The sequence below is a fragment of the Polaromonas sp. P1_H6 genome, assembly GCF_056405195.1.
The window spans coordinates 1-20,258 of record NZ_JBFUCN010000042.1 but is presented as its reverse complement, the minus strand read 5'-3'; the positions used below and the strand labels follow the sequence as shown (position 1 = coordinate 20,258).

Here is a 20,258-nt window from a genome sequence, read left to right as displayed (position 1 = left end):
CATGAACGCTCCCACCCCACCCTCCCTGACCTGCTTCACCCTTACCACCACCGGCCACGTCGCCCACCTGGTGCTGAATCGCCCCGAGGCGATGAACACCATGCACCCGCTGTTCTGGCGCGAGCTGGACGCGGCGCTCACGCATCTCCATAAAACCGGCGAGGCACGCGTGCTGGTGATCTCCAGCACCGGCAAACACTTCAGCGCGGGCATGGCGCTGGAGACCTTCGGCAGCGGCATCGCCATGGACGACCAGAGCCCCGAAGGCCGGGCGGCCATCTTCGACCTGCTGACGGACATGCAGGCCACCTTCACCAAACTCGAGACTTTGCGCATCCCCGTGATCGCGGCCATCCAGGGCGGCTGCATAGGCGGGGCGGTCGACATGGTGACGGCCTGCTGCCTGCGCTACGCCACGGCCGACGCGTTTTTCTGCATCCAGGAAATCAACATCGGCATGGTGGCCGACGTGGGGACGCTGCAGCGCCTGCCCAAGCTGCTGCCGTTGGCCGTCGTCAAGGAACTGGCCTACACCGGGCGACGACTGCCGGCGGCCAGAGCACTGGGTTACGGGCTGGTCAACGAGGTGTTTGATTCAGCGGACGCCATGCTGGCCGCCGCGATGCAATGCGCGAACGAAATCGCCGCCAAGCCGCCGGTGGCGGTCTGGGGCAGCAAACAGGCCATCCATTACGCGCGCGACCACTCGGTGGACGATGCGCTCCGGCAAATGGGCTGGCTGCAGGGTGCGATCTGGAGCAACGCGCATGTGCGCGAGTCCGTGATGGCCATGAAGGAAAAGCGCGCGGGGCAGTTCCCCGGGCTTACGCCGCTCAAGAACTTCAGCGAGTTCGGGCAGTAAACCGGGGCGTTCTTACTGCCGTGCAGTGCGTATGCTGGGCGGCAGCGCCTGCGGATGGCTGGTGCGGAACGGGTTGATGTCCAGCCCGCCGCGCCGCGTGTAGCGCGCGTAGACCGAGAGCTTCAGCGGTTTGCAGCGCGTCCAGATGTCCATGAAGATGCGCTCCACGCACTGCTCATGGAACTCGTTGTGGTTGCGAAAGCTCACCAGGTACTGCAGCAGGCCTTCCTGGTTGATCTGCGGGCCGGCGTAGCGGATCTGCACGCTGCCCCAGTCGGGCTGGCCGGTGACCAGGCAGTTGCTTTTGAGCAGGTTGCTGGTCAGCGTCTCCTCGACGGGTGGCTCGTCGAATTCGGCGAACAGCAGCTCGGGCGCGGGCTGGTAGTGGATGCACTCCACGTCCAGCCGGTCCAGGTTCAGGCCATCAAGCTCGTGCACCGGCTCGCGGTCGAACAGCTCGGGGCCCAGGGTCTTGATGCCGACGCCCATGCCCACCACGGCGTTGAGGTCGGCGCGAATCCGCTCGCGCACGTCGCGCGCATCCGCGAACCGCGTGTTGTTGAAGCTGTTGAGGTAGAGCTTGAAGGACTTGCTCTCGACGATGTTGGGCGATTCGCAGGGCACGGTGATCTGGGCCAGCGCCACCTGGGGCTTGCCGCGCAGGTTGAGCCAGCTGAGTTCAAACGCCGTCCACAGGTCTGCGCCGAAAAAAGGCGGCGTGCCGGTGACGCCGATTTCGGCGCGTTTGCCTTCGCGCGGGATGGGAAACAGCAGCGAGGCGTCGTACTGGTCGATGTAGGCCGAGGGTTTGCCGAGCTGGGATTGTTCAGGGGTGTTCATGTCCCCATTTTCGCAGCTAACCGCACCGCGCAGCGAAGGGCCGCCCCGAGCAAGCGACGGCCCCCTCGGGGGGCAGCGAAGTACACGAAGTGACGAGCGTGGGGGCTCTATTTTTCAGCTGTGGGCCTTGAAGTGAGGGATCAGGTGCGCAAGCAGACACTCCACCACCCCCGGCGGCAAATCATGGCCCATGCCTTCAATGCTTTCAAAACGCGCACCCGGAATGCGCCTGGCCGTGTCCTGGCCGCAGGCCATGGGCACCAGCGGGTCGGCGCTGCCGTGCAGCACCAGCGTGGGCGCCGTCACCCTGGCCAGCGCCGCGGCGCGCGTGCTGTCGGCGGCAATCGCCACCATCTGGCGCACAACGCCCTGTGGGTGGAAGCTGCGCTGCGCCGCCGCAGCGACTTTCTCACGCAGCTCGGCATCGGGCGTGGGAAAACCAGGGCTGCCGATGGCTTTCAGCAGCCTGGCGGTGTGGTCCACGGCGGCCTGCACGCCCTTGCCGGCCGGACGGCTCAGCAGCACGCGGGTCACGGCCGGGCTGGCTTCGGGCAGGCCGCGCGCGCCGCTGGAACTCATGATGCTGGACAGGCTCAGCAGCCGCGAAGGCGCGAGCACCGCCAGGCGCTGCGCGACCATGCCGCCCATGCTGACACCCACCACATGCGCTTTGGCGATGTTGAGCGCGTCCAGCACGCCCAGGGTGTCGGCGGCCATGTCTTCGATGCTGTAAGGCGCGCGTATGCGCCAGCCCAGGCGGAACTTGAGCCCCTCCCAGAGCAGGCTGGGCGTGCCCAGGTGGTCGAAGTGCTGGGACAAGCCTATGTCGCGGTTGTCAAGGCGCACAACGCGAAAACCCGCATCGGCAATCGCCTGCACCATGGCCGGCGGCCAGGCGATCAGCTGCATGCCCAGGCCCATGATGAGCAGCACCACGGGGCGGCCGGTGGTGTCGCCGGGGTGGGTGACTTCGATTTCAATATCGATCTGGTTGGCTTTGATTTTCATGGTGGATTATGGTCCCCGCCCCAAGCACACTGATCATCCGGTTTTCAATCTGCGTAAATCTGCGAAATCTGCGGATGAACTCTTTATCCACAGATTTCGCAGATTTACGCAGATTAAGACATCATGATTTGAAGTCTTCGTTCAGCCTATAGAGATAAGGGATGAAGTTCAAATGAATTCCCTTTCTCGGAGCCACTTGGTGGCAATCCACTTCTCGCCCGTTTTTACGGGCTCGCCACCGTGCAGCGTCAAGCTGGCCGGATGCGCCAGCGCATAGCTGAAAAATACCGCACTGCCGCGCTGCGGCCGCACGCGAAGGCCTATGTCGGGAAATACCGTGGCGCCGCCTTCGTCAGGTTCCTGCAAATACATGATCAGGCTGGCCACGCGCTGGCCGCCGCGGCGCAGGATGGCCGCGGTGCCGGGCTCGCCGGGGTCGAAGTAGTCGTAGTGCGGTTTGTACTCGGCGCCGCGCCGGTAGCGCAGCACCTGCAGGCCTTCGCCGTTCTGCACCGGCCAGTTCAGCAGCTTGGCGATGCGGGCCTCGATGCGGCTGACCACCTCGTTCTCGCCGCGTGTGTAGAACATGCCGTGGCTGGTGCGGTCGTGGTTCAATTCTTCGCCGCCGGTGCGGATGTCCACGGTCAGCGAGCGCGCCAGGCGCGGCTCGGCCGCTTCCATCAGTGCCTCGCATTCGGCCGTGCTGAGCAGGTTGCCGAAGACCCAGAGTTCGGGCGCGCTGCGATGCTCACTCACCGTCACCCATTTGTCGCCCGCGTCCACCATGGCGCCGGAGGCATCGGCCTTGACCCAGGGCACGGCCTGCGCGGGCTGCGGTATCGCGGCGACGGGCGCCGGCAGGCCCAGGGCCTGGTTGGCGGCGGCCGCGTGCCAGCCGGCATCCAGCAGCGCCTGGAAAACCTCGTGCGGCGTGTAGCCGGCCGCGAGTTGCGCCGCCACCCAGTCCTGCATCTCGCGCGTGAGGGTCTGGGCTTGCATGGCGGGCTGGCCGGGTGAGTGGCTGGGGGCCGTTCAGGCGGCCTGTGCGCGCCGGAACACCAGCCGGTCGGGTCCGGAGGCCTTGGGGTCGAAGCGGTAACCCTCAACGTCAAAGCCTTCAAGTTTTTTGACCGTGGCAATTTTTTTCTCGATCGCGTAGCGCGCCATGAGGCCGCGCGCGCGCTTGGCGAAGAAGCTGATGACCTTGTACTTGCCGCCCTTGAACTCCTCGAACACGCAACTCACCACACGCGCCTTGAGCGCCTTGCGGTCCACGGCCTTGAAGTACTCCTCGCTGGCCAGGTTGACGATGACGGGCGAGGTGTCGGCCGCGGCGCGCTCATTGAGGTAGGCGGAAATCTGCGAGCCCCAGAACTGGTAGAGGTTTTTGCCCTGGAGCGTGGCCAGTGCCGTGCCCATTTCGAGCCGGTAGGGCTGCATGCGGTCCAGCGGCCGCAGCACCCCGTAAAGGCCGCTCAGGATGCAGAGATGGTCTTGCGCCCAGGCGAGCTGCGCCTCGTTCAGTGTTTTGGCATTGAGGCCGCCATACACATCGCCGTCAAAGGCCAGCGCGGCCTGTTTGGAATTTTTCGCGGTGAACCTGGGCGACCAGGCCTGGTAGCGCGCCACGTTCAGGCCGGCCAGTGCATCGGAGAGTTTCATCAGCGTGCCGATCTGCTGCGGGGTCCGGGTCTTGAGCACGTCAATCAGTTGGGCTGACTGGCGCGTGAAGAGGGGTTGGGTGTGGGTGGCGACGTGCGGCGGCGTGTCGTAGTCCAGCGACTTGGCCGGCGAGATGAGAAACAGCATGCTTGGAATTGTTGGAGTAAGGGCGAACCCCCCACTTTACGACAGCCGGGCTGAGGTACGGCCCGCAGCCCGCAGAACCCTTGAAACCCTCTCGAGAGCTGCTCCTAATGCAGGTCGCTGGCCAGTGATGCCAGGGTTTCCGCTGCGATCGTCGTATGCGCCGGGTAATGCGTGTGGTCGCAGCCCAGCTTGACACTGGCGCCGGCCTTGACCGCCGCGCACATGGCCTGGTCCAGCTCGAAGCGCACAAAATGGACGGCCGAGGTTTTCTCGTCATTTTCACGGTCCATGTCCTCATCGGCGATCGCGTAGACACGCGCATGGCCTTCGACTTCCACAAACATGCGGTCTTCCACGCCTATCAGCCGCGCCAGTTCGCGTTTTCGCTCGTTGACGTCGGGGTACTCCAGCATCAGCGTGCCCTTCCAGTTGCCGCCGTCGGGCACCAGCGGGGCATAGGCTTCGATCTCTTGCTCTATCCCTTCCTCTTCAAAGATCTTTTCCACGCGCAGCATCTCCTGGATCTGGTAGCGGATGCTGGTTTCGCTTTCAAACTGCAGGTTGATGTGCTCCCCCAGGCGTACGCTGCGCAGCTTGCGGTGGGCGATGATGGCGGCCTTGTTCTCCTTGCGGTATTTGCTGTAGGCCTCCAGGGTCATCAGGGAATCGCGGGTGATCTTTCCGGTGGTCTTCATGGCGGCGTCCTCATGGCTTACTTGAGGCCGTAGGCCGTGCGTATCAAAGTGAGCGGATGCTTTTGCGGCGGCGCGCCCAGGCTGTTGACCTCAAAACCCTGGGCGATGTGGTGGCCGCCCAGCGGACAGTCGCTGCTGATCACGTCGGGCAGGCCGCCGTCCTTGTGGCTGGCCATGGCCTTGAACAGCGGCTTGCCGATCTTCATGGCTTGCTGGTGGTAGGGCACCTTGACGCCGAAAGTGCCGGCATGGCCCGAACAGCGCTCGTGCGTGTGCACACTGGTGCCGGGCACCATCTTGAGCATCTCTTCGGTTTTTTTACCGATGTTCTGCACCCGGCCGTGGCAGGGGATCTGGTAGCTGACCTTGCCCAGCGGCGTGCTGAACTCCGTCTTGAGCAGGCCGTCGCGTTTGCGCGCCATCAGGTATTCGAACGGGTCCCACATGTGCTCCTTGACGAGCTGCACCTCGGCATCATCGGGGTACATCAGCGGCAGTTCCTGCTTGAACATCAGGGTGCAGCTGGGCACGGCGCTCAGGATGGCGTAGCCGTCTTTCGCGTACTTCACCAGTATCGGGATGTTGGCCTCCTTGCTGGCGTTCACCGATACCAGGTCGCCGAGCTCCAGCTTGGGCATGCCGCAGCATTTTTCCTTGTCGACCAGCACATAGGGCACTTCGTTGTGGTCCAGCACCTTGAGCAGGTCGTGGCCTATGCCGGGCTCGTTGTAGTTGATGTAGCAGGTGGAATAAATCACCACCTTGCCGGGTGTCTTGGCGCCGTCTTTCACCGCGTGCGGCGGTGATTCGGGCGCGCCGGAACGGAACTTCTTCGTGGCAAGGTCCGGCAGCCAGGCATTCTTGTCGACGCCCAGTACTTTTTCCATCACGGCGCGCGCCGGTTTGGTCTTGTTGACAGCATTGGCCACCTGGACCACGATGGGGATGCCGGCGAACTGGCCGTGCACGTCGGTGGACGATAAAAACCTTTCCCCCGCGCCGACTTCGCCTTTCTTGAACTTGATGGCTTTGGCGCGCAGCATGGTGTGGGGGAAGTCGAGGTTGAACTCGTGCGGCGGCACATAGGGGCACTTGGTCATGTAGCAGAGGTCGCACATATAGCACTGGTCGACCACCTTCATGTAGTCCTTCTTGTCCACGCCGTCGACCTCGCCGGTCTTGCTTTCGTCGACCAGGTCGAAGAGTGTGGGGAAAGCGCCGCACAGGCTCACGCAGCGGCGGCAGCCATGGCAGATGTCGAAGATGCGCTCCATCTCGTGGAGGGCCGCGTCTTCGTTGTAGAAGTCAGGGTTTTTCCAGTCGATCGCGTGGCGCGTGGGCGCCTGGAGGTTGCCTTCTGTGGCCATGCTTGCCTCTTCTTTTGAATCTCAGGTGGAGTTTGAGAAAGGACTCTCGTACGGAATCTTTTCCAAAACCCGCCACGCCTTGCGGCGCAGCGAGAAGTCAATTAATCGACCAGCTCTGCTAGAGCCTTGGTGTAGCGATTGGCGTGTGAACGCTCAGCTTTTGCCAGGGTCTCAAACCAGTCGGCCACTTCGTCGTGGCCTTCGTCGCGCGCGGTCTTGGCCATGCCGGGGTACATGTCGGTGTACTCGTGGGTTTCGCCGGCCACGGCGGATGCGAGGTTGTCGCGCGTGGCGCCGAAGGGCATGCCGGTGGCGGGGTCGCCGCATTGCTCCAGCCATTCGAGATGGCCGTGGGCATGGCCGGTTTCACCTTCCGCGGTGGAGCGGAACAGCGCCGCGACATCGGGCTGGCCTTCAACGTCGGCCTTGTTCGCAAAATAGAGGTAGCGGCGGTTGGCCTGCGATTCGCCGGCAAATGCGGCTTTCAGGTTCTCTTCCGTCCTGGAGCCTTTAAGAGCAGCCATGGAAATCTCCTTCGTGGGTTGATGGATGAACAAATCGCCAATGCTTCAAGCCAAGCCGCAGATGTCCAGCGCGAGGACTGAAGACTAGGGCCTGTTAACGCTATTTATGCAAGATGCGTTGCGAGTCAAAAAGGCCTTGAGCAAGGCGCAAAACGCAGGCGGGGTGAACCCCGTCAAGGCTTTGCAACGCCGCGCAAGGCCTTTTTGATCGCAACCCGGAGGGAATGGGGTGAGAAAGGCGCCACTCGGCGTTGCGCTCCTAGTCCAGACGCCCAGTCTGGACGTCGTCGCGCGCCTTGATTGGCGCCTTTCTCACCCCATTCGCATTTGCATAAATAGCGTTAACAGGCCCTGAAACACCATAGACCTGTTGGCGGCAATCGTCTAATTGCCGGAATCAATGCATGAAATTGATAAAAGCTATAAATACGTAAGCATTAATAACAACCATCAATTGCAAGCCGCGCCGTCATAGCGCTTCCGCGCTGGAGAGCCGAGGCTGCGCTCCTCATAATTACGTTATGGTAGATTGATTACGAATAGGTAAACAAGACAAGAGGCGCAGCCCATGCCCGAGACAACACCCATCCATAACAATCCGCCCGCCACCCTGGCCGCCGCTTTCACCAATGGCTATGAGTTCGCCCAGGGCGCGGGCTACACCCTGCCCGAATACCCCTTCGTCGAGCCGCCGGAGCTGCGCACGGGTGAGGTCAAACGCCACGCGGTCGCCATCGTGGGCGGCGGCATCACCGGGCTGACGCTGGCCTGCGCGCTGGCGCAGTACGGCATCAAAGCCGTGCTGCTGGACGAGGACAACACCGTGGGCGTGAAAGGCGCCTCCTCGCGCGGCATCTGCTACGCCCAGAAAACCCTGGAGATCTTCAAGCGCCTGGGCATTTACGAGCGCATCGCGGCCCGAGGCGTGCAGTGGAGCGTGGGCCGCACCTTTGCAGGCAGCGACGAGGTCTACGCCTTCGACCTGCGCCAGCAACAGACACACTCGCTGAGCCGCCAGCCGCCGTTTATCAACATCCAGCAGTTTTATGTCGAGGGTTTCCTGGTCGAGCAGCTGTACAGCCCCGCGCCTGAAGACCGCCTGGTTGACCTGCGCTGGAACCACCGCGTCACCGGCATCGAGCAGAACGAGGACTTCGCGACGCTGCGACTGGAAACCCCGGCCGGCTCGTATGCGCTGGAGGCTGAGCACGTCATCGATTGCAGCGGCTCTCGCAGCCCGTTGCGCGCCTGGTGCGGCGCCACGGTGACAGCGCAGCAAGGAGACGACCGCTGGTGCATTGCCGACGTGCGTTTCAAGAACCCGCCGCCGGTGGAGCGCCACACCTGGATAGAAGCGCCCTTTAACGAAGGCCGGGCCGTCTGGCAGCACCTGATGGCGGACGGCGTCTGGCGCATCGACTACCAGATGCCGCCGCACGCCAAACCCGAAGAAGTCAGCCGCGAGGACGTAGTGCGCGCCCGCCTCAAAGCGCAGTTCAAGAGCCAGGCCGGTCAGCTGCTGGACGACGGCGACTACGAGATCGTCTGGGTCGGCCCCTATGCCTACCGCAGCGAATGCCTGGACAGCCTGCGCCACGGCCGCGTGTTTTTTGCCGGCGACGCGGCCCATGTGATGAGCCCCTTTGGCGCGCGCGGCGGCAACTCGGGCGTGCAGGACGCCGACAATCTGGCCTGGAAGCTGGCGGCCGTGCTGCAGGGCCGCGCAGCGCCCGCCCTGCTCGACAGCTACCACCACGAGCGGCACGAGGCGGCCACGCACAATGTGCGGGTCACCAACCGCACGGCGCGCTTCCTGCGGCCGGCCGACGGCGCCGAAAGGCTGTTCCGCACTGCGGCGCTGAGCCTGGCGCGCGAGCATGTGTTCGCGCGGCAACTCGTCAACACCGGCCGCATGTCCACGCCCAACCACTACACACGCTCGGGGGCCTGCGGTCCCTCCGGCGGCCGCGCGACGCAGAACGTGGGTTTTGCCTGGCCCGGCGGCCGCCCCGGCGAACTGCTGGACCTGCTGGCCTGGGCCCAGGGCCGTTTGCTGCTGCTGGCCTTTGGGGATGTCTCCGCCGCCGCGCTGGCGCGCTTGGCGGCGCTGTCGGTGGAAGCCGGCATCCGCTGCGTGCAGGTGGTCGGCCCCGGCGAAAAAGCCACGGCCGTGGAACACGTGATTGACGACCAGGGCCACCTGCAGGCGACCTGCCACGTTTTCGGCCACGCCTGGGCGCTGCTTCGGCCCGACGGCCATGTCGCCGCCACCGGCGAGAGCGTGGACGCCTCGCTGGTCCACGCGGTGGCCGCCGCGCTGGGCGCGTCCACCGGAAAGGACATCGCATGAAACCCGACAGCCCCCTGAGCACGCGCCTGCATTTCCAGGACGCGGATGCGTTTTACGAATGCCTGCTGGACGCCCACCAGGGCCTGAGCCGCGAGGAATCCGAGCTGCTCAATGCCAGGCTGATCCTGCTGATGGCCAACCAGCTGGGCGACACCGCGGTGCTGCGGGCCTGCGTGGCGGCAGCGTGCAAGACCTGAAAACTTATTCACACCACGCAATACCCTTCCCGGAATGAACCCTTGCCCTCCCCGTTGGGGTGCAATCGGGATGAGTGGGCCGCCCGGGAACGCGACATGGGCTAACGCCCATGCAAGGGCCTGGGTGGCTCAATCGCCCGATTTCACCCCAACGGGGAGGCAAGGGCGGCCTAGTCGAATAAAATCAGGGTAGTTTCACCCAACCCAAGGCGGCATCCCCTCGATGCCGTTTTTCATTGCCCCCATGACCAACGCTGCCGCCCCCGCCCCTGCCGATACCGCCACCCCCGCCGCAGAGGCCGTCAAAGTCCCGACACCGGGGCTGGACAGCCTGGCCAAATCCTTCGAGCCGGCCGCCATCGAGAGCCGCTGGGGCCCCGAATGGGAGCAAAGCGGCCAGTACGAGCCCACGCTGGACGCGGCCAAACCCTCGTTTTCCATCCAGCTGCCGCCGCCCAACGTGACGGGCACGCTGCACATGGGCCACGCCTTTAACCAGACCATCATGGATTCGCTCACGCGCTACCACCGCATGCGCGGCCACAACACGCTGTGGGTGCCCGGCACCGACCACGCCGGCATCGCCACGCAGATCGTGGTGGAGCGCAAGCTGCAGGGCGAAGGAAAAAGCCGCCACGACCTGGGCCGCAAAAACTTCGTCGCCAAGGTCTGGGAGTGGAAAGAAGAGTCCGGCACCACCATCACGCGCCAGATGCGCCGCATGGGCGACTCGGTGGCCTGGAAGCACGAGTACTTCACCATGGACCCGAAGATGTCCACGGTGGTCACCTCGACCTTTGTGCAGCTCTATGAACAGGGCCTGATCTACCGCGGCAAGCGCCTGGTGAACTGGGACCCGATCCTCAAGTCCGCCGTGTCCGACCTGGAAGTCGAGAACGAAGAGCGCGACAGCTTCATGTGGCACATCGAGTATCCCTTCAGCGACGGCCCGCAGAAAGCGGCCGACGGATCGCCGCTGCGCGGCATGCACATCGCCACCACACGGCCCGAAACCATGCTGGCCGACGGCGCGCTGGCAGTGCACCCCGACGACGAACGCTACAAGCACCTGGTCGGCAAGATGGTCGACCTGCCGCTGTGCGACCGAAAAATCCCGGTGATCACCGACGACTATGTGGACCCGGCCTTCGGCAGCGGCGTGGTGAAGATCACCGGCGCGCACGACTTCAACGACTACCAGGTCGCGCTGCGCCACGACCTGCCGCTGATCACCATCTTCACGCTGGACGCCAAGATCAACGAAAACGGCCCGGTGCAATACCAGGGCCTGGACCGTTATGACTGCCGCAAGGCCGTGCTGAAAGACCTGGAAGAACAAGGCTTCCTCGAAAAAGCCGTGCCGCACAAAAACATGGTGCCGGTTTGCGCGCGCACCGGCGCGGTGGTCGAGCCCATGCTGACCGACCAGTGGTTTGTCGCGCTGAGCAAGGTCAGCGAACAGGACCCGACCGGAAAATCCATTTCGCAAAAAGCACGCGACGCCGTGAGCAGCGGCGAGGTCAAGTTTGTACCCGAGCAGTGGGTCAACACCTACAACCAGTGGATGAACAACATCCAGGACTGGTGCATCTCGCGCCAGCTCTGGTGGGGCCACCAGATCCCGGCCTGGTACGACGAAGACGGCAAGGTCTATGTCGCCACCAGCGAGGAAGAGGCGCAGAAGCAGGCGCCCGGCAAAAAGCTCACGCGCGACGAAGACGTGCTGGACACCTGGTACTCGTCTGCGCTGGTGCCTTTCTCGTCGCTGGGCTGGCCCGAGAAGACCAAAGAGCTTTCCCTGTTCCTGCCCTCCAGCGTGCTGGTCACCGGCTACGACATCATCTTCTTCTGGGTCGCCCGGATGATCATGATGACCACGCACTTCACCGGCCAGGTTCCGTTCAAACACGTGTACATCCACGGCCTGGTGAAAGACGCCCAGGGCAAGAAGATGAGCAAGTCCGAAGGCAATGTGCTGGACCCGGTCGATTTGATCGACGGCATCGAGCTCGCCCCCCTGCTTGAAAAACGCTCGCAAGGCCTGCGCAAGCCCGAGACCGCGCCGCAGGTGCGCAAGAACACCGAAAAGGAATTTCCCGACGGCATCCCGGGCTACGGCGCCGATGCGCTGCGCTTCACCTTCGCCTCGCTGGCCAGCCTGGGCCGCAGCATCAACTTTGACAGCAAGCGCTGCGAGGGCTACCGCAACTTCTGCAACAAGCTCTGGAACGCCACGCGCTTCACCCTGATGAACTGCGAAGGCCAGGACTGCGGGCTTGAAGAGCACAGCAAAGAGCAATGCGCGCCCGGCGGCGAGTTCCACGGCTACCTGAGCTTCTCGCAGGCCGACCGCTGGATCTCATCGACCATGCAGCGCGTCGAAGCCGACGTCGCCAAGGGCTTCGCCGACTATCGCCTCGACAACGTCGCCGGCAGCATCTACCAGTTTGTCTGGGACGAGTTCTGCGACTGGTACCTTGAAATCGCCAAGGTGCAGATCCAGACCGGCAACGACGCGCAAAAACGCGCCACGCGCCGCACCCTGATCCGCACGCTCGAAGCCATCCTGCGCCTGGCGCACCCGGTGATTCCCTTCATCACCGAAGAGCTGTGGCAGACCGTTGCGCCCATCGCCGGCAAGACCGGCAAGTTCATCGGCGTCGCACCCTATCCGCAAAGCCAGCCCGAGAAGATCGACGAAAAGGCCGAGGCCCACGTCGCCAAGCTCAAGACCCTGGTCGACGCCTGCCGTAACCTGCGCGGAGAGATGAAGGTCTCGCCGGCCACGCGCCTGCCGCTGTTTGTGGTCGGCGACAACGCCTTCATGACCGGCGTGGCGCCCGTGCTCAAGTCGCTCGCCAAGCTCAGCGAAGTCAGGGTCTTCGACGACCAGGCCGGCTGGGCCGCCGCGGCACAGTCCGCACCGGTGGCCATCGTCGGCGAAGCGCGCCTGTGCCTTTTCATGGAAGTCGATCTGGCGGCGGAAAAGATGCGCCTGCAAAAGGAAGAGGCTCGCCTGACGGGAGAGATCACCAAGTCCGAGACCAAGCTCGCCAATGAAGCTTTCGTCAGCAAGGTACCCCCGGCCGTGCTGGAACAGCCGTTCAACGGGGCTTTTTTGTGGGCGGCCGCGTGTTCAGCGGATCATGAACTCTGGCTCGGACCATTGGGAGGGTGTTACGCCACCCGGCAAATCCAGGCCCATGGAACCGCTGGGCAACTGGTCCATGCCGCTGTGCGGCACCGAGCCTATAGCCTCATGCATGCGGTGCGCCACATACCAGCTCGAGCGCAGGCGCGCCTCGCGTGTGTGCGAGCCCAGGCGCGGCGTGACGAATAGGTTCTTGAGGCCCTTGAGCGGCGAGGTGTCGCCCAGGAAGCTGGCTTCGGCGCCGTCCAGGATGCAGGCCTCGATGCGGCCGTCGCACAGCGCCGCGGCCAGTGCGGCTTCGTCGAACAGTTCGCTGCGGCTGATGCCTACCCACAGCTGGTTGCGCCTGCAGGCGGCCAGCAGTTTTTCATTCACAAAGCCGCGGAAGCGCGTGGCGTAAAGCATCTGCACCGAGACCGCGTCGGCCTGGCTGACCAGTTCGGGCAAGGACACCGGCTGTATGCGCAGGCGCTCCCAGATCGGCGCCGTGTGGTGCACCGCCGGGTCGTAGCCTATAAGGCGCACGCCCAGGCCGTTCAGCATGCCGGCCAGCGTGTGCGCCGTCGGCGCCAGGCCCAGGATGCCCACGGTGCTGCCGTGCAGCTCCCGGCCCATCTGCGTCGTCGGATGGCGGCGCCCCATCAGGGCCGAGACCAGGCCGCGGCGGTACAGCAGCAGCAGGCTGCTGAGCAGGTATTCGGCATTGGAGCGCACATTGGCGCTGCTGGCATGCACGACCTTGATGTCGCGTTCCTTGCAAGCCTCGAGGTCGGTGTTGTCCGTGCCCACATGCAGGCGGCCCACGGCCTTGATTTTGGGCAGGAAGTCAAGGAATTCTCGCGTCACCACGGTCTGCCGCGGAAACACGATACCCTTGGTCTTGTAGGCGATCTTGCGCAGCGAAATCAGGTCGTCGGCGAGTTCGGGGTGGTAGCCCACGCTGTGGCGGGTCTCGAGCCAGGCCATGGCCTCGGGCACCAGCGCGTCAAGAAGTAAGATGTCCACCCAGTGAGTCCTTTTTTCCCGCAGACCGCAATTCGCGCGGATTGACCACGTCAAGTCGGGCGTTTGTCCGACCTGAAGCGATGTATCAACAACGCAACACTCTAGTCTTTTCCCCGATCAAAGTCGATGCAAAAATTTACATTACACAAAGCAGTGTTCCCGGTGGCCGGTCTCGGCACCCGGTTTCTACCGGCCACCAAGGCCCAGCCCAAGGAAATGCTCCCCGTCGTCGACAAGCCCTTGATCCAATACGCGGTCGAAGAGGCTTACGCGGCAGGCATCCGCCACATGATTTTTGTGACAGGACGCAATAAACGGGCCATAGAAGACCACTTTGATACTGCTTACGAGCTTGAGAACGAACTCGAGGTAGCCCAAAAGCACAAGCTCCTGGACCTGGTCCGCTCCGTCCAGCCCGACGACATGAACTTTTCCTATGTGCGCCAGCCCCGTTCCCTGGGCCTGGGCCATGCGGTGCTGTGCGCCGAGCACCTGGTCGGCCAGGAGGCTTTTGCCGTGCTGCTGGCCGACGACCTGATGGTCGGCCCCCAAGGCGGTAAATCCGTGCTGGCCCAGATGGCCGAGCAGTTCAAGGAAGTGCAGCAGTCCATCCTGGCGGTGCAGGAAGTGCCGCAGGACCAGACGCGCCGCTACGGCATCGTCGCCACCGACGGCGCCAGCACCGGCCTCATGAAAGTGAAGAAAATCGTCGAAAAACCCGCGCCCGAAGCCGCCCCGTCGCGCATGGGCGTTGCCGGCCGTTACATCCTGACGCCGGCCATTTTTGAGCACATCCGCAGCCAGAAGGCGGGCGTGGGCGGCGAGCTGCAGCTCACCGACGGCATTTCAAGCCTGCTCGACAAAGAGAGCGTTTATGCCTTTCAGTACGAGGGTAAACGCTATGACTGCGGCAGCAAGGAAGGCTTTCTGGAGGCCACCGTCGAGCTGGCGCTGCAACACCCCGAGGTGGGCGTGCACTTCCGCAATTACCTCGACAACCTGCAGATCGGCTGGTCGGGCCGGGAACGCCGCAAGCAGGCTTGAGCGGCTTGCGGGTTTGACGGTCTGGCGGCTTGGCGTCGCCTTCAGCGGCGCTTGAGTACGTGGATAAAGTCGCTGCCGGCGACCTGCTGCTCGACCAACTCATTGCCCGTCTGCTTGGCAAAAGCCTGGAAATCCCGGGTCGAGCCCGAATCGGTGGACACCACACGCAACAGCTGGCCGCTCAGCATTTCCGTCAGCGCCTTTTTGGCTTTCAGGATGGGCAACGGGCAGTTCAGGCCGCGGGTGTCGAGTTCTTTGTCGATGTTCATGAAAATCCTTGGGTTGCCGCGATTTTAAGCAAAGCGCAATAGCCCTTTAACGGGCTTTACCCGAGGCGGCGCGGCATGCCCGGTCCTATTCCGTCCTCTTCGCCCATTCCACAAATTCCGGCTCATGCCCCCGCGTGCGCAGCCAGTCGGCTAGCGCATAGCCCGTGCCGGCGGGCCAGCACTTGAGCTTGTCCAGGTCATAAAGCCGGTAATCCACCAGCTCCGGCGAGAGGCTGACCTCCCCCGTGCAGACCGCGTGGTAGGCAATGATGATCTGGTTCATGCGCTGGAAGTCGTAGACGCCGATCAGGTCCAGCGAACTGGTTTCCAGGTTGGTTTCTTCCTTGATTTCGCGCTCAATCCCGCCTTGCGGCGTTTCGCCGGCTTCCATAAAGCCCGTGATCAGCGCATACATCTTGCCCGGCCAGGCCGCGTTGCGCGCCAGCAGCACCTGGCCGTGGTATTCAATCACGGCAGCCAGCACCGGCGTCGGGTTGTTCCAGTGGGTGAAGCCGCAGGCCGGGCAACGCAGCCTGGCCTTTTCGCCGCCGTCCTCCATCTGCGACACCATGGCAAGCGGCGTCGCGCAGTTCGGGCAAAACCGGAATTCATGGGTCATGGTGGGGGATCAAGGTGAGAAGGAAGACAAAAGAAAAGAAACGCGCCCCGCTTACCAGGGTTTCCAGTTTCGAACGCGCATCAGACGGGTAAAAAGAGAGCCGGCCCTCAAGCCGGAAACACTCCAGTAGACAGGTAACGATCGCCCCGGTCGCAGACCACAAATACGATGACCGCGTTTTGGACGGTCTTGGCGATCTCCTGCGCCACCCAGAGGGCGCCCGCGGCCGAGATCCCGGCAAAGATGCCTTCCTCGCGCGCCATGCGCCGGCACATGTCCTCGGCGTCGGCCTGGCTCACCAGCACGAGCTCATCGACCTGGCGCGGGTCATAGATCTTGGGCAGGTATTCCTGCGGCCATTTGCGGATTCCGGGGATGCGCGAACCCTCGCTGGGCTGGGCGCCGATCACCCTGATGGCGGGGTTTTTCTCTTTGAGGTAGCGCGAAACCCCGGTAATCGTGCCCGTCGTGCCCATGGCACTGACAAAATGTGTCACCTTGCCTGACGTATCTGTCCATATTTCGGGCCCGGTGGTCTCGTAATGGATGCGCGGATTGTCCGCATTCGCGAACTGGTCCAGCACCCGGCCCTTGCCCTCTTTCTGCATCTGGTCCGCCAGGTCGCGCGAGTATTCGATGCCCGCGCTTTTGGGCGTCAGGATCAGTTCCGCGCCAAAAGCCTTCATGGTCTGGGCCCGCTCGATGCTCAGGTCCTCCGGCATGATCAGGACCATCTTGTAGCCCTTGATCGCCGCCGCCATGGCCAGGGCAATACCCGTATTGCCCGAAGTGGCTTCGATCAGCGTGTCGCCCGGTTTGATGTCACCGCGCTCCTCGGCGCGCTTGATCATGGAGAGTGCCGGCCGATCTTTGACCGAGCCGGCCGGGTTGTTGCCTTCAAGCTTGCCGAGGATCACATTGCCCCGTGCGGCGTTCTCGGCGGCGTAGATGCGTTGCAGCGCGACCAGAGGCGTTTTGCCAATCGCGTCTTCAATGGTGGGATAGTTCATGACCACACTGTGCCATAATTTGAGGCTTCGCTCATTCCAGCCCGGGTGGTGAAATTGGTAGACGCAGGGGACTCAAAATCCCCCGCCGAAAGGCGTGCCGGTTCGATTCCGGCCCCGGGCACCACGGCTCTTCAGTCGTGGAGAACATCACGCTGCGCCATTGGCCTGCCACAAAATGGTGTTCCCCGATCTCTCTTGAATGCTTCGACGCGCTTGAGCCAAATGATGAGCCAAGGGCACCCATCTTGGGTACCAACAACCATGTGTTCCATGACTGAGCAAGCCGGCACAACTGCGTTGCTTGATTGAATACGCGTCCCTCTAGTAGTCCCTCTAATACCTCGCCGCGAATGGTCCGGCGAAGTTTTGACCCTGCTGCTTGCAACACCATTCAATAAAGCGCATTCTTCCAGCGCGGCCCGGCCCTTTCCCCAATCTGTGCCCCACGCCCCTCGCCGCGCCAGGAGTCCGTCATGTGCACCCTGCATTTGCGTCATTGGCTCTACCTCCTCCTTTCAGGCACTTTGCTGCTGGGCACGGCCCACGCGGCCACGCCACCACCGCCGCCTGCGCAGGCCATGATGGACGCGCTGAACCGGGCCACAACGGCGGTGGTGGGCGTCAAGGTCACGGCGACGGAAGACGCTCGCTCGGCCGAGACGCTGGGCCTGCGGCGTGCCGGTTCGGGCGTGCTGATCAGCCAGGACGGGCTGATCCTGACGATCGGCTACCTGATGCTGGAGGCCGAGCAGATCGAGATCGTGACCCAGGACAACAGGACGCTGCCGGCGCGCGCCGTGGCCTACGACCTGGCCACGGGTTTCGGCCTGCTGCGCCCGCTGCTGCCGCTGCGCAATGTGGCGGTGGCGGCCCTGGGCAGCAGCCGGGATCTGCAGCCGGGCGAGCCGCTGATGGCAGTGACGGGCCCGCAGCCGGACGAGGATGGGGACGTGAGCATGACGCGGCTGGTCAGCCGGCGCGCGTTCTCGGGCAGCTGGGAATACCACATTGAATCGGCGCTGTTCACCAGCCCGCCGGTGCTGGCCAGCGGCGGCAACCACAGCGGTGCGCCGCTCTTCAACCAGCGCGGCGAGCTGATGGGCATAGGCTCGCTGTTCGTGTCGGACGCGACGGGCGAGAACCGCCGCCTGCCGGGCAATATGTTTGTGCCGGTGGACCTGCTGCGCCCCATCCTCGCGGAGCTGCAGCGCGCGGGTTACAGCGCCAAGAGCCGCAGGCCGTGGCTGGGTATCACCTCCAACGACCAGGGCGGGCGCATACAGATCGTGCGCGTAAGCAAGGAAAGCCCGGCGGACCTGGCCGGGCTGTCGGCGGGCGACGTGGTGCTGGCGGTGGACGACGCGAAAGTCGCGACGCTGGAAGCCTTTTACAAAAAGCTCTGGGACCACGCCGCACCGGATGCGGAAATCCGCCTCACGGTGCTGCAGGGTGCCGAGATAAAGACCATCGTGCTGCGCGGCCAGGACCGCATGCAGACGCTCAAAAAGCCGCCGGGTATCTGACCGGCGCCACGGCGCTATGCCGGAAGCGGCGCCGTGCGGTGCAGGTTCTTGCCTATCGCCTGAAAGTGCAGCGCGGCGGACGGCGCGGTTTCGGGTTCCGCGTCCAGCTTGAACTCATCGACGGCGGCCTGCAGCTGCAGCGTCTGCTCGGCCAGCGAGGCCGCGGCGGTGGAGGCCTGCTCGACCAGCGCGACGTTCTGCTGGGTCGCCTTGTCCATCAGCACCATGGCCTGGTTCACGTGTTCGATGCCGTTGCTTTGCTCGACCGAGGCGGCGGAGATCTGCTCGAGCAGGCTGCTCACGCGCTTGACGGCCTGCACGATGTCCTGCATGGTGCGACCGGCCTGGCCGACCAGCTCGGAGCCGTTCTCGACATGCGCCACGGAGTCGGCGATCAGCGCCTTGATTTCGCGCGCGGCTTCGGCGCTGCGCTGGGCGAGGCCGCGCACCTCGCTGGCCACCACGGCAAAACCGCGGCCCTGCTCGCCAGCGCGCGCGGCTTCCACGGCCGCGTTGAGCGCGAGGATGTTGGTCTGGAAGGCGATGCCTTCGATGACGGCGATGATGTCCACGATCTTTTTGGAACTGCCGCTGATGGCCGCCATGGTGTCGACCACCTGGGCCACCACCGCGCCGCCTTGCTCCGCGGTACCCGAGGCGGTGGCCGCCAGCCCGCTGGCCGAGCGCGCATGCTCGGCGTTGAGCCTGACGGTGGAGGTCAGCTCTTCCATGCTGGAGACGGTTTCTTCCAGCGAAGCGGCCTGCTCCTCGGTACGCCGCGACAGGTCGGCATTGCCGGCGGCGATGTCGCCGGACGCCAGGGTGATGGAGTCGGTCGAGGCCTTGATGCGGCTGACCAGGTCGGTCAGCGTGTCTTCCATATCGCCCAGCGCGCCCAGCAGCCGGCCGAAATCGCCGCCGCGTTCGGTGGAGAACTCCTGGCTGAGGTCGCCGGCGGCCACGGTTTCGGCGATGTAGATCGCTTCATTGAGCGGCTGCGCAATGCCGCGGCCCAGCCGCCAGGCCACTGCCGCGCCCACCAGCAAAGCGGCCAGCGCCAGTCCCAGCATCCAGCGCTGCGCCGATGCGATGCCGCTTGCCACAGCCTCGCCGCCGGCCTTGGCCGCCCGTGCCTGCAACTGGGCCAGCGCGACCAGTTCCTGCTGCAGCCGCTCCAGCGCGGGGCCAGCCTCGGCCACCCAGGCGCGAGAGGCCCCGTCGCGGTCGCCCGCTTCGAATTGCCGGGCCGTTTTGGCAAGCGCCTGGGCATGGGCAGCCTGCGCGCCGCGCACGCCGGCCAGCAAGGCTTTCTCTTCGGCAGGCGGTGCGCCGGCCTCCAGCACCGCAAGTGCGTCCGCCATGTTCTTGTCGCCGGCCGCCAGCTGCCGCCGCGCGGCGGCCGCCTGCGCCGGATCGCCCGTGAGGGACAGTTCCAGGGTGGCGCGCGCATTGGCCTGCGATGAAGCGGTCAGCGCCGCCACGGCGCCCGCGCGGGTCCAGGCGTCGCTGCTCAGATCACGGCTGAAGGCGCCGGCGCCTGTCAGCTGGCTCAGGCCCACGGCCAGCAAGCCGCCGGTCAGCAGCAATACCAGGCCAAAACCCGCGCCCAGCCGCGTGCTGATCTTTAAATTGTCCAGTTGCATGGTGTTGTCTCCTGCAAGCCGCTTCCGTCTGAAGGCGCGGGAGAGGCCAAGCTCATGCACGGTATCAAGAAAAGTTCGGGCGCTTGTGCCCGAACAAGACGCAAAAGAGGGCTTTATTTATTGAATTGACAGGGGTTGGTGGCCGGGTCTTGCTCCGGTTGTCCGCGCTTCCTCTGTTCTCTTTGCTGAGGGTTGCTGGCCGGGAGTCGCCCGGCATGCGACTCACTTTTTTTGCTTCGCCAAAAAAAKTAAGCAAAAAAAGGCGACCCGCAGTCTGGGTCCCTACGCTTCGCTTCGGGCAACCTGCGGTGCTCGACTACGGCGGGGTCTCGCGCAAACTCG

At 64.1% G+C, this 20,258-nt stretch carries 17 protein-coding genes, 1 tRNA gene and 1 pseudogene; 7 read left to right on the top strand and 12 right to left on the bottom strand.

The window, feature by feature from the left end; genetic code table 11:
* The first annotated feature begins 1 nt into the window (after nt 1).
* On the top strand, nt 2-862 hold the full coding sequence (locus AC1D1F_RS23445; protein WP_477677215.1) for an enoyl-CoA hydratase-related protein: 861 nt from the start codon (nt 2-4) through the stop codon (nt 860-862).
* Between the two features lie 12 nt (nt 863-874).
* Here AC1D1F_RS23445 and queF read toward each other — a convergent pair whose 3' ends face one another.
* The 7 genes from queF to AC1D1F_RS23410 form a co-directional block, all read right to left on the bottom strand.
* Nucleotides 875-1,702 (bottom strand): NADPH-dependent 7-cyano-7-deazaguanine reductase QueF, encoded by an 828-nt coding sequence (queF, locus tag AC1D1F_RS23440; RefSeq protein ID WP_477677214.1) that lies wholly within the window; start codon nt 1,700-1,702, stop codon nt 875-877.
* A 114-nt stretch (nt 1,703-1,816) separates the two neighbouring features.
* The gene (locus AC1D1F_RS23435) at nt 1,817-2,710 is read right to left on the bottom strand and encodes an alpha/beta fold hydrolase (RefSeq protein ID WP_477700858.1); all 894 of its coding nucleotides are present in this window, start codon (nt 2,708-2,710) and stop codon (nt 1,817-1,819) included.
* A gap of 168 nt (nt 2,711-2,878) precedes the next feature.
* A complete protein-coding gene (locus AC1D1F_RS23430; RefSeq protein ID WP_477678559.1) occupies nt 2,879-3,709 on the bottom strand; it encodes a 2OG-Fe(II) oxygenase in 831 nt (276 codons plus the stop codon).
* A gap of 33 nt (nt 3,710-3,742) precedes the next feature.
* Nucleotides 3,743-4,519 carry a peroxide stress protein YaaA gene (yaaA, locus tag AC1D1F_RS23425; protein ID WP_477678558.1) on the bottom strand — a complete coding sequence of 259 codons (777 nt, stop codon included), beginning with the start codon at nt 4,517-4,519 and terminating at the stop codon, nt 3,743-3,745.
* Nucleotides 4,520-4,623: 104 nt separating this feature from the next.
* Entirely contained in the window at nt 4,624-5,214 is a 591-nt protein-coding gene (locus tag AC1D1F_RS23420; RefSeq protein WP_477678557.1) for a DUF3501 family protein, read from the bottom strand.
* Between the two features lie 17 nt (nt 5,215-5,231).
* Nucleotides 5,232-6,581, bottom strand: coding sequence for a heterodisulfide reductase-related iron-sulfur binding cluster (locus tag AC1D1F_RS23415; protein ID WP_477678556.1), 1,350 nt, complete (start codon nt 6,579-6,581; stop codon nt 5,232-5,234).
* Nucleotides 6,582-6,682: 101 nt separating this feature from the next.
* Complete coding sequence (locus AC1D1F_RS23410; protein ID WP_411879083.1) at nt 6,683-7,105, bottom strand: rubrerythrin family protein; 423 nt, start codon at nt 7,103-7,105, stop codon at nt 6,683-6,685.
* Nucleotides 7,106-7,673: 568 nt separating this feature from the next.
* Between AC1D1F_RS23410 and AC1D1F_RS23405 the strand changes: the two genes are divergently transcribed.
* The 3 genes from AC1D1F_RS23405 (at nt 7,674) to AC1D1F_RS23395 (ending at nt 12,992) form a co-directional block, all read left to right on the top strand.
* The gene (locus AC1D1F_RS23405) at nt 7,674-9,455 is read left to right on the top strand and encodes an FAD-dependent oxidoreductase (RefSeq protein ID WP_477700857.1); all 1,782 of its coding nucleotides are present in this window, start codon (nt 7,674-7,676) and stop codon (nt 9,453-9,455) included.
* Nucleotides 9,452-9,652, top strand: a complete 201-nt coding sequence (locus AC1D1F_RS23400) for a DUF2783 domain-containing protein (RefSeq protein WP_477678077.1) — start codon at nt 9,452-9,454, stop codon at nt 9,650-9,652. The genes AC1D1F_RS23405 and AC1D1F_RS23400 overlap by 4 nt, the downstream gene beginning before the upstream one ends.
* 223 nt (nt 9,653-9,875) lie before the next feature.
* The gene (locus AC1D1F_RS23395; protein WP_477700856.1) at nt 9,876-12,992 is read left to right on the top strand and encodes a valine--tRNA ligase; all 3,117 of its coding nucleotides are present in this window, start codon (nt 9,876-9,878) and stop codon (nt 12,990-12,992) included.
* On the opposite strand, the pseudogene AC1D1F_RS23390 reads toward AC1D1F_RS23395, so the two are convergent.
* Nucleotides 12,975-13,769: pseudogene (locus tag AC1D1F_RS23390) on the bottom strand (NAD(P)-dependent oxidoreductase); the annotation flags it as partial. The gene AC1D1F_RS23395 and the pseudogene AC1D1F_RS23390 overlap by 18 nt on opposite strands.
* 165 nt (nt 13,770-13,934) lie before the next feature.
* On the opposite strand from AC1D1F_RS23390, the gene galU reads away from it, so the two are divergent.
* A complete protein-coding gene (gene galU / locus AC1D1F_RS23385) occupies nt 13,935-14,852 on the top strand; it encodes a UTP--glucose-1-phosphate uridylyltransferase GalU (protein WP_477678074.1) in 918 nt (305 codons plus the stop codon).
* Nucleotides 14,853-14,893: 41 nt separating this feature from the next.
* Here galU and AC1D1F_RS23380 read toward each other — a convergent pair whose 3' ends face one another.
* The 3 genes from AC1D1F_RS23380 to cysM all read right to left on the bottom strand — a co-directional run bounded on the left by AC1D1F_RS23380 (nt 14,894) and on the right by cysM (nt 16,750).
* Nucleotides 14,894-15,121, bottom strand: coding sequence for a sulfurtransferase TusA family protein (locus AC1D1F_RS23380; protein WP_092130867.1), 228 nt, complete (start codon nt 15,119-15,121; stop codon nt 14,894-14,896).
* 85 nt (nt 15,122-15,206) lie between these two features.
* Nucleotides 15,207-15,740 (bottom strand): NUDIX hydrolase, encoded by a 534-nt coding sequence (locus tag AC1D1F_RS23375; RefSeq protein WP_436153484.1) that lies wholly within the window; start codon nt 15,738-15,740, stop codon nt 15,207-15,209.
* 107 nt (nt 15,741-15,847) lie between these two features.
* Entirely contained in the window at nt 15,848-16,750 is a 903-nt protein-coding gene (cysM, locus tag AC1D1F_RS23370) for a cysteine synthase CysM (protein ID WP_477652732.1), read from the bottom strand.
* Nucleotides 16,751-16,789: 39 nt separating this feature from the next.
* Here cysM and AC1D1F_RS23365 point away from each other — a divergent pair.
* Nucleotides 16,790-16,874: transfer RNA gene (locus tag AC1D1F_RS23365), tRNA-Leu, on the top strand.
* 349 nt (nt 16,875-17,223) lie between these two features.
* Entirely contained in the window at nt 17,224-18,273 is a 1,050-nt protein-coding gene (locus AC1D1F_RS23360) for a S1C family serine protease (RefSeq protein WP_477678073.1), read from the top strand.
* A gap of 14 nt (nt 18,274-18,287) precedes the next feature.
* On the opposite strand, the gene AC1D1F_RS23355 is transcribed toward AC1D1F_RS23360, so the two are convergent.
* On the bottom strand, nt 18,288-19,916 hold the full coding sequence (locus tag AC1D1F_RS23355; protein ID WP_477678072.1) for a methyl-accepting chemotaxis protein: 1,629 nt from the start codon (nt 19,914-19,916) through the stop codon (nt 18,288-18,290).
* Nucleotides 19,917-20,258 lie beyond the last annotated feature (342 nt).

Coding starts and splice junctions, on each gene's coding strand:
- queF (WP_477677214.1), bottom strand. CDS start 1,702: ATGAACACCCCTGAACAATCCCAGCTCGGCAAACCCTCGGCCTACATC.
- AC1D1F_RS23360 (WP_477678073.1), top strand. CDS start 17,224: ATGTGCACCCTGCATTTGCGTCATTGGCTCTACCTCCTCCTTTCAGGC.
- AC1D1F_RS23415 (WP_477678556.1), bottom strand. CDS start 6,581: ATGGCCACAGAAGGCAACCTCCAGGCGCCCACGCGCCACGCGATCGAC.
- AC1D1F_RS23420 (WP_477678557.1), bottom strand. CDS start 5,214: ATGAAGACCACCGGAAAGATCACCCGCGATTCCCTGATGACCCTGGAG.
- AC1D1F_RS23410 (WP_411879083.1), bottom strand. CDS start 7,105: ATGGCTGCTCTTAAAGGCTCCAGGACGGAAGAGAACCTGAAAGCCGCA.
- yaaA (WP_477678558.1), bottom strand. CDS start 4,519: ATGCTGTTTCTCATCTCGCCGGCCAAGTCGCTGGACTACGACACGCCG.
- AC1D1F_RS23405 (WP_477700857.1), top strand. CDS start 7,674: ATGCCCGAGACAACACCCATCCATAACAATCCGCCCGCCACCCTGGCC.
- AC1D1F_RS23375 (WP_436153484.1), bottom strand. CDS start 15,740: ATGACCCATGAATTCCGGTTTTGCCCGAACTGCGCGACGCCGCTTGCC.
- AC1D1F_RS23430 (WP_477678559.1), bottom strand. CDS start 3,709: ATGCAAGCCCAGACCCTCACGCGCGAGATGCAGGACTGGGTGGCGGCG.
- AC1D1F_RS23395 (WP_477700856.1), top strand. CDS start 9,876: ATGCCGTTTTTCATTGCCCCCATGACCAACGCTGCCGCCCCCGCCCCT.
- AC1D1F_RS23445 (WP_477677215.1), top strand. CDS start 2: ATGAACGCTCCCACCCCACCCTCCCTGACCTGCTTCACCCTTACCACC.
- AC1D1F_RS23435 (WP_477700858.1), bottom strand. CDS start 2,710: ATGAAAATCAAAGCCAACCAGATCGATATTGAAATCGAAGTCACCCAC.
- AC1D1F_RS23400 (WP_477678077.1), top strand. CDS start 9,452: ATGAAACCCGACAGCCCCCTGAGCACGCGCCTGCATTTCCAGGACGCG.
- galU (WP_477678074.1), top strand. CDS start 13,935: ATGCAAAAATTTACATTACACAAAGCAGTGTTCCCGGTGGCCGGTCTC.
- AC1D1F_RS23380 (WP_092130867.1), bottom strand. CDS start 15,121: ATGAACATCGACAAAGAACTCGACACCCGCGGCCTGAACTGCCCGTTG.
- AC1D1F_RS23355 (WP_477678072.1), bottom strand. CDS start 19,916: ATGCAACTGGACAATTTAAAGATCAGCACGCGGCTGGGCGCGGGTTTT.
- cysM (WP_477652732.1), bottom strand. CDS start 16,750: ATGAACTATCCCACCATTGAAGACGCGATTGGCAAAACGCCTCTGGTC.